At 34.5% G+C, this 12,076-nt stretch carries 11 protein-coding genes; 8 read left to right on the forward strand and 3 right to left on the reverse strand.

All coding sequences use genetic code 11. The annotated features are described in order from the left end of the window. The first annotated feature begins 11 nt into the window (after positions 1-11). The 8 genes from ACWW38_RS15065 (at position 12) to ACWW38_RS15100 (ending at position 9,042) form a co-directional block, all read left to right on the forward strand. Positions 12-1,199: a trans-sulfuration enzyme family protein gene (locus ACWW38_RS15065; protein ID WP_456258349.1), complete on the forward strand. Its 1,188-nt coding sequence runs from the start codon at positions 12-14 to the stop codon at positions 1,197-1,199. A 116-nt stretch (positions 1,200-1,315) separates the two neighbouring features. Further along, entirely contained in the window at positions 1,316-2,293 is a 978-nt protein-coding gene (locus tag ACWW38_RS15070) for a sugar phosphate isomerase/epimerase family protein (RefSeq protein ID WP_456258350.1), read from the forward strand. 148 nt (positions 2,294-2,441) lie between these two features. Then, positions 2,442-3,227 carry a DeoR/GlpR family DNA-binding transcription regulator gene (locus ACWW38_RS15075; protein ID WP_456258351.1) on the forward strand — a complete coding sequence of 262 codons (786 nt, stop codon included), beginning with the start codon at positions 2,442-2,444 and terminating at the stop codon, positions 3,225-3,227. 2 nt (positions 3,228-3,229) lie between these two features. Then, positions 3,230-4,393 carry an iron-containing alcohol dehydrogenase gene (locus ACWW38_RS15080; RefSeq protein WP_456258352.1) on the forward strand — a complete coding sequence of 388 codons (1,164 nt, stop codon included), beginning with the start codon at positions 3,230-3,232 and terminating at the stop codon, positions 4,391-4,393. A 60-nt stretch (positions 4,394-4,453) separates the two neighbouring features. Beyond that, positions 4,454-5,077 (forward strand): class II aldolase/adducin family protein, encoded by a 624-nt coding sequence (locus ACWW38_RS15085; protein WP_456258353.1) that lies wholly within the window; start codon positions 4,454-4,456, stop codon positions 5,075-5,077. A 50-nt stretch (positions 5,078-5,127) separates the two neighbouring features. Then, positions 5,128-6,162: an S-methyl-5-thioribose-1-phosphate isomerase gene (locus ACWW38_RS15090; RefSeq protein ID WP_456258354.1), complete on the forward strand. Its 1,035-nt coding sequence runs from the start codon at positions 5,128-5,130 to the stop codon at positions 6,160-6,162. A gap of 124 nt (positions 6,163-6,286) precedes the next feature. After that, a complete protein-coding gene (gene mtnK, locus ACWW38_RS15095; RefSeq protein ID WP_456258355.1) occupies positions 6,287-7,555 on the forward strand; it encodes an S-methyl-5-thioribose kinase in 1,269 nt (422 codons plus the stop codon). A 158-nt stretch (positions 7,556-7,713) separates the two neighbouring features. Then, positions 7,714-9,042, forward strand: coding sequence for a Na+/H+ antiporter NhaC family protein (locus ACWW38_RS15100; RefSeq protein WP_456258356.1), 1,329 nt, complete (start codon positions 7,714-7,716; stop codon positions 9,040-9,042). 130 nt (positions 9,043-9,172) lie between these two features. On the opposite strand, the gene ACWW38_RS15105 is transcribed toward ACWW38_RS15100, so the two are convergent. The 3 genes from ACWW38_RS15105 to ACWW38_RS15115 form a co-directional block, all read right to left on the reverse strand. Next, positions 9,173-10,825 carry a DUF4368 domain-containing protein gene (locus ACWW38_RS15105; protein WP_456258357.1) on the reverse strand — a complete coding sequence of 551 codons (1,653 nt, stop codon included), beginning with the start codon at positions 10,823-10,825 and terminating at the stop codon, positions 9,173-9,175. A gap of 57 nt (positions 10,826-10,882) precedes the next feature. Beyond that, on the reverse strand, positions 10,883-11,086 hold the full coding sequence (locus tag ACWW38_RS15110; protein WP_429148774.1) for a transposon-encoded TnpW family protein: 204 nt from the start codon (positions 11,084-11,086) through the stop codon (positions 10,883-10,885). Positions 11,087-11,161: 75 nt separating this feature from the next. After that, complete coding sequence (locus ACWW38_RS15115; RefSeq protein WP_456258358.1) at positions 11,162-12,061, reverse strand: phage major capsid protein; 900 nt, start codon at positions 12,059-12,061, stop codon at positions 11,162-11,164. Positions 12,062-12,076: the final 15 nt, after the last annotated feature.

The raw sequence follows: 12,076 nt of genomic DNA on the forward strand, positions 1-12,076 counted from the left end.
AGGAAGAGAAGATGAATGAATTTGAAAATTGGGGACCTAGTACAAAAGCGGTACATGTAGGGTCAGAACCTTGCCCAGCGACAGGAGCATTGGTAGCACCGATATACCAAACTTCAACTTATTCATATGAAAGTACAGATGAAGCAAATAAAATATTTACAGGTGAAAAGTTTGGCTACTTATATGGAAGAGACCATAGTCCAACAGAAATACAATTAGAAGAAAAGCTGGCAGCATTAGAGGGTGGAGAAGCTTGTAAGTTCTTTGCATCAGGAATGGCTGCTATTGCAAATGCACATATGGCGCTTTTGAAAGCGGGAGACCATGCTATATGCGGGGATGTTGTATATGGAGGAACTTATGGTTTATTTGATAAAATGTTAAGACCCTTCGGAGTAGATGTAACTTATGTAGACACTTCAGATATGAAAGCTTTAGAAAAAGCATTAAAACCTAATACAAAGGTTGTTCATGTAGAGACTCCAGCAAATCCTACTTTAAGAATAACTGATATAAAAGAAGTTTCTGATTTTTGCAAAAAACATAATCTAAAGCTAGTTGTAGATAATACTTTCTGTACTCCTTATGTTCAAAAACCACTAGAGCTTGGAGCGGACCTTGTAGTTTACAGTGCAACAAAATACTTAAATGGTCATGGGGATTGCATTGCAGGGGCAATAGTAGGACCAAAAGAATTTATAACAAAAGGACTTCATGAAGGAGTTACAAAATTAGGAGCATTAATTTCTCCTTTTACAGCATACCTAGTAAAGAGAGGAATGCAGACATTACCTCTTAGAATGGATAGACATTTATCTAATGCAATGAAAGTTGCTGAATATCTTGAAAAACATCCTAAAGTTGAAAAAGTAATATATCCAGGACTTAAATCTTTCCCACAATACGAACTTGCAAAGCGACAAATGAAAGGTTTTGGAGCTATAATTTGTATAGAAGTAAAGGGTGGACTTGAAAAGGCACAAGATTTATGCAACAACTTAAACATGATAAAAATAGCAGTAAGTCTTGGAGATGTTGGAACATTAATAGAACATCCAGCTACAATGACTCATAAATCATTACCAGTTGAAGAAAGAAGAGTAAGTGGAATTACTGATGGATTAATAAGATTATCCATAGGTATAGAAGATCCAGAAGATATAATTAGAGATTTAGAACAAGCATTTGATAAAATTTAGTATAAATAAAAGGCTGTTTTAAAACAGCCTTAACCTACTAATGGAAAGTTTTAAATAAATGTAAAAATCAATATTCATTTAAAACAGAGCAATATTAAAAATGGAGGTTAGCACTTATGGAAAGACGCTTATATTCAGTTGGAGTATGGGCTTTTGGCTCTTGTAGTGATAGATTTTGCGAATCAGGGTATCATGAAAAGAAAACTTTTAAAGAAAAAGTAGAATGTGCAGGTAAAGTAAAAGGTCTTCATGGGATAGAAATACATTATAACGGAGATTTTACTAAGGCAAATGCAGAAGAAACAAGAAAGATAATACAGGACACAGGACTTAAAGTATCTGCAATAAATTGTGAAACTTTCGGAAACAGAATATTTGCCAAAGGAGCTTTAACAGCAACAGACCCTGTAGTAAGACAAAAGGCTGTAGATATAGTTAAAGAAGCGGGGGAAATGTCAGAATATTTCGGCGCATCCCTTGTAAATGTATGGCCTGGAGCGGATGGATTTGATTACTCTTTTCAAATAGATTTTATTAAGGAATATGACCTTTTAATGGATTCAGTAAAACAATTCGTAGAAGCTAATCCGAGTACTAAGTACTCTCTTGAATATAAATTACGAGAACCAAGAATGAGATCCACAATTGGAACTGCATGTAAAGCTTTAGCAGTTACAAATGAAATTCAAAGTGAAAATCTAGGAGTTACTTTAGACTTTGGACATTCTATAGCAGCAAAGGAAAGTCCAGCTGAAGCAGCAGCGTTCTTAAATAGATATAATAAATTATTCCACGTTCATTTAAATGATAATACTAGAGATTGGGATGATGACCTAATTACAGGCACTTATCATCTGTGGGAAACATTGGAGTTTTTGTATTATTTAAAGAAATGTAATTACAATGAGTGGATAGGTTTTGACATGTCACCTTGGAGAGAAGATCAAATAGAGGCTGTTGAACATTCCATAGAAATAGTAGAAAAAATGTTTAAATATATAGATGAAATAGATGAGAAAGAATTAAATGCAGCTTTTAAGGATACAGATGCACTTAGAAGTCATAGGCTTTTATGGGACAAGTTATTTAAATAAGACTAAAGAAATAAATGTGGATAAATGTGACTAAATCTGTTCTAATGTGTAAAAATATTATTTAATGTTGACTAAAGTGGCTAAATGTGATAAGATGTTGTTAGTTAAAAACTAAATAAAACTAAGAATGTTGAGGTTATGAAAAGTAATGTTAGCAGTTGACAGGTTAAAAAAAATAGAAGAATTACTAATGGAAAACGGTAGTGTGATGATTAGTAATTTAAGTGAGTTGTTAGATGTTTCAGAAGAAACCATTCGAAGAGATTTAGAAAAATTAGAAAAAACAAATAAATTAAAACGTGTCCGAGGTGGGGCTTATTTACCTGAAACATCAGACCATGAAGTTCCAATTGGAATAAGGGAGAAAATATTTTTAGAGGAAAAAGAATTAATTGGCAAAAAATGTGTGGAACTAATTGAAGAAGGTGACTGTGTAATGCTTGATAGTAGTACAACTGTACTACATATTGCTAAAAACTTAAATGCAAGCAAGAAGAAAGTTACTGTTATCACAAATTCTCTAAAAATCGCAGATGAGTTTCAAAATAATAAAAATGTTGAATTGATTTGTCTCGGTGGAACACTTCGAAAAAGCACCAGTTCTTTTGTTGGATACATGACAACTGACGGTCTAGAAAAATTATCTGCTGATAAAGCTTTTATAAGCTGCACATCAATAAGTGCAGATTTCGGTGTTACAGATAACCATGAATTAGAGTCAATGGTAAGAAAAAAGATGTTGATGAATTCTATGAAAAAATATTTAGCTTTAGATTATACTAAATTCGATTCACCTTCAATCAATAAAATCTGTAAGTTAAGCGAGTTGGATGTAATTATAACAGATAAAAAAATTACTAAAAAATATAGAGATGTTTTATTAAAAAGTGAAGTGGAAATAATTATCGCAAGCGATGGTGGGAGGGGAAAATAAGAATGGAAAATTTCGTTTTTAAAAGCGGTACTAGAATTGTTTTTGGAAAGAATTCTGAAAATACTGTTGGAGAGTATATTGCCAAATACAGTCGTAAAGTATTGATTCATTACGGCGGAGATTATCTCAAAGAATTTGGAATCCTTGATAGAATTATTAAATCACTTGAAAAAAACGGTATAGAATATGTTGTTTTAGATGGTGTTGTTCCTAATCCAAGATTATCATTAGTATATGAAGGTATCAAGATTTGTAAGGAAGAAAACATTGATTTTGTATTAGCTATTGGTGGAGGAAGTGCAATAGATTCTTCTAAGGCTATTGCATTAGGAGCAAAGTATGATGGTGATGTATGGGATTTCTATTCTGGTAAAGCTACTCCTAAATCAGCTTTAAAAGTTGGAACGGTTCTAACAATACCAGGTTCTGGCTCGGAAATGTCAGAAAGCAGCATAATCACTAACGAAGAAAAAAATTTAAAATGTGGTATAGACTGTGAATTGATTGTTCCAGAGTTTTCTATTTTAAACCCTGAAATGTGCTATACAATACCACCATATTTAATGTCTTGTGGAATAGCTGATATCCTATCTCATTTATTTGAAAGATATTTTACTACCACAAAAAGTTCAGTGTTGAGCGATCATTTATTAGAAGGTGCAATGAAAGCAGTGTTAGAAGTTGGACCTAAGATAAAGAAAGATCCTAAAAACTATGATTACTGTTCAGAGATCATGTGGCTAGCAACAGTTTCACATAATGGTATGCTGGATGCTGGAAGAGTTTCAGACTGGGGATCTCATAGAATTGAACATGAAATAAGTGCACTTTATGATATAACTCATGGCGCTGGTATGGCTATAGTTTTCCCAGCTTGGATGAAGTATGTTAAAAATGAAAACATGGAGCGATTCGAACAATTAGCTACAAGAGTGTTTGGTGTTCCAAATGGTGAAGATAAACAAGCAATAGTAGATAGTGGGATAGCTCGTTTAGAAGGATTTTTCAAATCACTAGGCTTAAAAACTACCTTAACTGAGGCGGGAGTTCCTGTAGATAGATTTGAAGAAATGGCGCTAAAAGCAATAGGTGGTTCAGAATTTGTAGGTAGATTTAAACAACTTAAAAAAGATGATATAGTTGAAATTTTAAAACTAGCAATTTAGTTAGTATCTACTTAGAGGACTTAATAGTAGTTGAATTATAAAAATTTAGGAGTGTGCAAGATGAATTTGAAGGAATTAAAACAAGAATTATTAGAAACGGCAAAAGCTTCTTACAAATTAGGTCTTGTAGCTGGAACAAGCGGAAATGTAAGTGCTTATGATAGTGAAGCGGATGTCATGGTTATAACTCCATCAAGTATACCTTATGACACAATGACTTTAGAAGATTTAGTTGTATTAAAACTTGATGGTTCAATTATTGAAGGCTACAACCAGCCGTCTTCAGAGTGGAAAATGCATGCAAAAGTTTATATTGAACGAAAAGACATTAAATGCGTTTTACACACACACTCTCCATATGCTACAGGTTTTGCTGTATGCCAAGAAAAGATACCAGTAATTTTAATTGAAATGGTACCATTTATCGGAGGAGATGTGCCGGTTGCAAAATTTGGAATGCCGGGAACAGAAAATATTGGAATTGAAGCACTGAAAGTGTTAGAAGACAGAAAAGCTTGCTTATTGAGCAACCATGGAACTCTAGCAATTGGAGAAACAATTAACAAAGCATTAATGGCTTCAATATATCTTGAAGACGCTGCGAAAATATACCACATAGCTAAAACTGGTGGAGACGTAAAGGTTATTTCAGAAGAAGAGATAAATGCAATGAGAAACTCTTAAATCAATCTGTAGATATAGCTTTATTATGAATATATAAAAGAGGTGTAAAAATGTTTAGAGCAGATAAAGGGCTAGCGTTTATATTACAATATGAAAATGTGGCATGGTTTGAAGATGGAAAAGTTCGTATTTTAGATAGAAGAATTTACCCTCTAGAAACAAAATATGTAGAATGTAAAACTCATGTTGAAGTTTCTAAAGCTTTAGCTGATATGGTAACTCAAAGTGGAGGACCTTATACTGCAGTAAATATGGGAATGGTTTTAGCTGTTTATGAGGCAAAGGATTTACCAAAGGATAAATATATTGAATTCATTCATAAAGCTGCCCATACACTATGTTATTCAAGGCCAACTACAGTTGCAAACATGATAAAAGCTGTAGATAGATGTTACAAGACTGCTCTTGAAGTTGCTGACAACCGTGAAAATGCAGTTGAAATTGTAATGGAAGCTGCAATTGATGAAGCTAATAAGAAATATCAAAGATATGAAAAAGTAGCTAGATATCTATATGAGAAAGTTCCTAAAGATGGAACAATTATGACACAATGCTTTGGTGAAACAGTTATTGGAATGTTAATGAGAATTTGCAAAGAAAATAACAACAATATTAAGGTTATCTGCGCAGAAACTAGACCTTATTTCCAAGGAGCTCGTTTAACAGCTAGCGTAATTAGGGATATGGGAATTGATGTAACTGTAATAACTGATAATATGCCAGGTTATGTAATGAAATTAAAAAATGTAGACTTATTTACTTCAGCTGCAGACGCTATAACAATGGACGGGCACGTTGTAAATAAAATTGGTACATTCCAAATGGCTTTAGCTGCCCATTATTGGGGAATACCTTACTTTACTACAGGTATACCTAATAATGAACATCCAGATATTGACTCTGTTAAAATTGAAGAAAGAGATGGAGATTTCGTAACGCAAGCTATGGGAGTAAAAACTACTATGGAGGGAGTTAAAGGATTTTATCCTTCATTTGACGTAACTCCACCTAAATTGATTTCTGGAATTGTTACAGACAAGGGTATTTATTCTCCATATAATCTGAATAAGTACTATGAAGAATAAGGAGAAGGAGTAGGCAATGTCTCTCCTTCCAAAGTGAATTGTATTTGTTGTAGTTTATGAAAAATTATTTCTACATACGCAGAATAATTTAATAGCTGATAATTATCAAGTGGAGGGAAATGTCATGGGTGATAATAAAAATTGTGAAATGAGCAAAGCACAAACTAGTGTAAAATCAGTACGTTTTGATAAATACTTTTTAATGGATGAAAGTGATATATTAGAATATGTGAAAGAAAAATTAGATTTCTTTGAAGATACATTAAGTTTAGAGTGCAAAGAAATAGGTGACGGAAATTTAAATTATGTATTTAGAGTTGTGGATACAAAGTCTAATAAATCACTAATTTTAAAACATTCTTCTGAAGATACTAGAGCAAAATCAGGAAGAAAATTAAATATTGATAGAAATATATTAGAATGTAAGATATTACAACTTTACAATGAATATTGTCCTGGATTTGCCCCTGAAATATATATGTGTGATGAAGTTATGAGCTGCTATGCAATGGAGGATCTTTCTAAATATGCAATCATGCGTACAGCACTTTTGCAAAATAAAACGTTTTCACATTTTGCAGACAATATAACAACGTTTATGGTTGATACGTTATTGCCAACAACTGATGTAGTTTTAAACCATAAAGAGAAAAAGAAATTGGTGAAGAGACACATAAATCCAGATTTGTGTGATATAAGTGAACAACTAGTTTTTACAGACCCATTTGGTAATTTTTCAGGAGAAAATATTGTCCTTGATTCAATGAAAGATTTTGTACAAAAAAATCTTTATGATGATATTAAGCTAAGACTTGAGGCTGCAAAATTGAAATTTAATTTTATGAATAATGCACAAGCTTTACTACACGGAGATCTGCATACTGGTTCAATATTCATTAATGAAAACGATATAAAAGTAATTGATCCAGAGTTCGCATTTTATGGTCCAATAGGATATGATGTGGGAAATGTAATAGCTAACTTGTTTTTAGCATGGGGACATGGATATGCAACTATTGAAAATGAAGATGAAAGATTAAGTTATTTATCAAATATAGAAAAATGTATTGTTGATATAGTAAATATGTTTAAGGACAAATTTATTAAGAAGTTCAAAGAAGAAGTTTCAGACCTACTAGCTAAAACTGAAGGCTTTGATAGCTGGTATCTTGAGGGGATATTAGAAGATACTGCTGGAAGTGTAGGGCTAGAGATGATAAGGCGTATTGTTGGAGATGCTAAAGTTAAAGACATTACTAGTATTAAAGACGAAGAAAAAAGAGCTAAGGTTGAAGAAATATTAATTTTAACAGGTAAAGAGTTTATAATGAATAGAAGTAGATATGAAACAGGAGAGCAATTTATAGAAACACTTAAAAAATATAATAAATGAAACTAACTATAATAGACGATGAATTAAGCGTCGTCTTCAGTTACAGCCATTGTAAACGTATACTTGAGAAAAAGTTTTGAACTAAAAAAATAAGTTTAAGTAAATGTGTTAATAAACTAAAAGTTTATTATAGATTAAAATTGCAGGGGGGAAAAAATATGTCAAATGAAAAGAAGTACAAGGGAAACGCCAAAGCTTTATTACCAATGCTATTATTCTTAATTTTATTTATTGGAACAGGTCTTGTAACTAAAGATTTTTACAGTATGCCTGTAAATGTAGCCTTTGTTATTTGTGGTGCTGTTGCAATTGCAATGAACAAGAAATTAAAACTAGATGTTAAGGTTGATAATTTCTGTAGAGGTGGAGGAGAACCTAACATCATCTTAATGTGTATCATATTCATATTAGCAGGTGCCTTTGCGCAAGTTGCAAAAGATATGGGAGCAGTTCAATCTACAGTTAACCTAGGTCTTAGCGTATTGCCAGGAAATATATTAATTGCAGGTGTGTTTGTAATAGGATGTTTTATTTCTCTTTCAATAGGAACTTCTATGGGAACAATAGTTGCATTAACTCCAATTGCAGTTGGTATATCTCAACAAACAGGAATATCACTTGGAATATGTGTAGCTGCCGTTGTTGGAGGAGCTATGTTTGGTGACAACCTTTCTATGATATCAGATACTACTATAGCAGCAGCTAGAACTCAAGGCTGCGAAATGAAAGATAAATTCAGAGCAAACTTTAAGATCGTTTTACCAGCAGCTATAGCAACTATGATATTACTTGCTGTAATGACAGCTGGACAAGGAAATGCTAGTTCAGCAGCTCATCCTTATCAAATAATAAAAGTATTACCATATGTTGCAGTACTTGCATCAGCTTTAATAGGAATAAATGTTTTACTTGTTTTAATAGGTGGAACTATATTTGCTGGAATAGTTGGAATAGCTTATGGAGATCTTACTATTATAAAATTCATACAATCAGCATCTAATGGTATGATGGGTATGGAAGACCTTGCAATGATAGCTATATTAATAGGTGGACTTGTTGAAGTTATCAAAGCTAATGGAGGAATAGATTTCTTAATAGACTTTGTTGGTTCAAGAATTAAAGGAAAAAGAGGAGCTGAGCTTGGAATAGCTTTCCTTGTAAGTATAGTTGATATATGTGTTGCAAACAATACAATAGCAATTATAATGACTGGACCTTTAGCTAAGGATATAGCAGATGAATATGGAATAGAACCTAAGAGATCTGCTAGCTTACTTGACACATTCTCTTGTGCATTCCAAGGTATAATACCTTATGGTGGACAATTACTAGCAGCAGCAGGACTTGCTAAAATAACAACTATTGAAATAATGAAATATAATGTATATCCATATTTAATGCTTGTATCAGCTTTACTTGTAATATTAATTGCGCCTTCAGCAAAAGGTAAAGTCAATAAAGGGACAAATGCAGAAACAGCTAAATAGGGATGGTAAAGTTTGTCTAATAATATAAATAATAAAATAAAAATCGTCCATTAGGAGCGGTCAGATAGGGATTTATAATTCCTGAAAAATTCGGCATAGTCGTTGATATTCGGCTATGCCGTTTTTTCGTTTATTTTGGTAAGTCGATAGCACCAATGCAGTTATAAAAAATCTGAATCCGCTGGGTTCTGCGACCATCTACCTTTTCAGCCTTGAATACTATAATTTTGTCAATAAACTCTCGGATAATTTCTGCATCCAATTCTGTAATTTCTGTGTACTTTTTAACCAGTGCCAAAAAGCGGTCGGTATTGAGGGACTGTTCATTTGCTGTATCAATGGTATGCTTTAATTTGGTTATCCTTTCTTCCAGAGCCTTCTGCTCGGCTTCATATTCAGCTGACATCTTGTAAAAACGCTCTTCGGCAATTTTGCCCATTACATTGTCCTCATATAGCTTTCGAATGATTTTGTCTATGTCAGAAATACGAGCCTGTGCTTGTTCGTACTCCTTTTTACTTTGGCGGAGTTCTTTGGCAAGCTCCTTTTCTGAATTATTCATAACTATACGGATGAATTCCTGTTCATGGTCTTTGGCAAAGGAGGTTACACGTCTTAAGTCTTCCAGCAAAAGCTGTTCCACTACAACATTGCGTATCTGGTGTGAACTACACATACCCTTTTTCTTGCGGTAAGTCGCACAAACGAAGTATTCCTTATCGTGTGTCCATCCCTTGCCTCTAACCTGATACAGCTTTGCTCCACAGTCGGCACAAAACATCATGCCAGAAAGCATTCCCATTTCACCTAATCGTGATGGTCTTCGCTTGCCATCTCTGATTTTCTGCACTGTTTCCCAAGTGCCCTCATCGATAATTGCTTCATGGGTATTTTTGAAAACCAGCCAATCTTCTGGATTGTTCAATATCTTGACTTTACTCTTATATGACTTTTTAGAAGTCTTGAAATTTACCGTGTGACCTAGATATTCCATTTTAGCCAAAATATCTGCTACGGTACGAGCCGACCAAGCATATGGGTTTTCAGGTGGTCTTGCTGGAGTGTTAATACCCATTTTGCGAAGATGAACCGTAGGTGTATCAATGCATCGCTTTTCAAGTTGCTTTGCTATCTGCGTGGGTCCAAAGCCAGCCATGCACAGTCGGAAAATATCTCTGACCACCTCGGCGGCTTTCTCATCTATAATCCAGTGCAACTTGTCTTTAGGGTCTTTAATATAACCGTAAGGTGGATTGGTGCAGAGTGGCTTACCGGACTGTCCCTTGGATTTGAACACAGCACGGATTTTCTTGCTAGTATCCTTAGCGTACCATTCATTAATAATGTTAAGAAACGGTGTAAAGTCACTGTCTGCTTGGTTTGCACTATCAATACCGTTGTTAATAGCAATGAATCGTACATCTGCTTCAGGAAACATAATCTCGGTATAATAACCTACTTTAAGGTAATCCCTGCCGAAACGGGACATATCCTTGATGATAATCGTTCCGATTCTACCGGACTCTACATCTGCAATCATGCGGTTAAAGTCTGGTCTATCAAAAGTTGTACCGCTGACCCCATCATCCACATAAAATTCGATGTTGCGAAAACCGTTGTCTTCAGCATATTTTTTTAGAATTGCCTTCTGGTTTACTATACTGTTGCTGTCTCCTGCAAGCTCATCATCACGTGAAAGCCTGCAGTACAGAGCAGTAATTTTTGCTTCTTCAAATGCTAATGTTGATTTACGTATAGTGCTAAATGTTGACTGTCTATTCATTTTTCTCCTCCATTTCCGACAGTCTTCAAGCGGTTTAGCACTATGTATACTACCGTACTACCTTGAAGAAGTCGAGTTGATTTCCGTGGGTTTATATGAACTATCTGATAACTTTGAAAGGCTTTTTGCGTTGACTGTAATCAGTCGTTTCAGCTTGGAATATGCACTTTCCTTTGCTGAATCACTTATTCGTGATTCCACCACATAGACCGTACCTCCGATATCGGATTTGGTTGTGCGGCTGTTAATTTGGTTTTCCATATCTTGACCTCCTGTCCGATGTTTTGAAGGAACTGGCACTGAGCAGAATTGATGACTCAGTGCCTAATCCATTATTTAAGCTTTTATTTGTAATATTTTCAGAGCATCCGGTTGAATTAGCTTGCCATCCAATCTCTCGTAAGCAGAAAATCCAATTTGCCCCTGCAATGCATATAACTCACTTAATTTTTTTATCGTTATTGGTTGACGTTCAATCAGCCAGTAGTATGATAAATCTCCAAATACAATGCTTTTTGCTCCTGCTGATACTGTAGGCATATATGGAGAGGTAACTACAGGCTTTCCGAAGATGGTGTTATCTGAAGAATTCCACAGATAACTGCCGCTTGTATCCTTAAGGGTTCTAAGAAGCATGGCTGTATTATCGTGCATAATAAACACAGCGTTATTGCGATATTCATCTTTTAATGAAAAATACAGAGAGATAATCTCGTCAAAAGAGATGGTACTATTGTCTGCTGTAGTTACATCTGCGTCTGCCGTAAGTATACCTGTTGGCTGAGTTGTGCCATTTCCATTAAACAATGCATTTTCCTCAGCCTTGCCAAAACGCTTCGCAAAATCACCAATCAGATATTTTTCTAGATTAAAGTTCATATCGGTGACAAATGAGCGGTTTAGCTTGACAAGAGATGCCAGCTTATATGATTTCACTAAAAACTGTGTAAATGTATCGGCACTTTCGGGGATTGGAGCTCCGTCTTCAACCCAATCTGCTGTACCCGTTGAGGATACCGCTTGAATTTTACCTTCTGCAGAAGATAGATTGATAACAGTAGCAAATCTGCGGAATATATTCTCCTTTGCCAAAGCAGTGTTAAAGCCTTTTCTGAACTCATCTGGTGCGACATAGGCTCCTGCATTATCAAAGCCCTCGCTTAGATTTTGATTATTTTCTTCTCTTCCTTTCATAACATTCCAAAACGCTCTATTATAAGTTGTTGATGTTGCCATAATCGTTTACCTCCT

This window comes from Clostridium sp. JNZ J1-5, assembly GCF_053901425.1.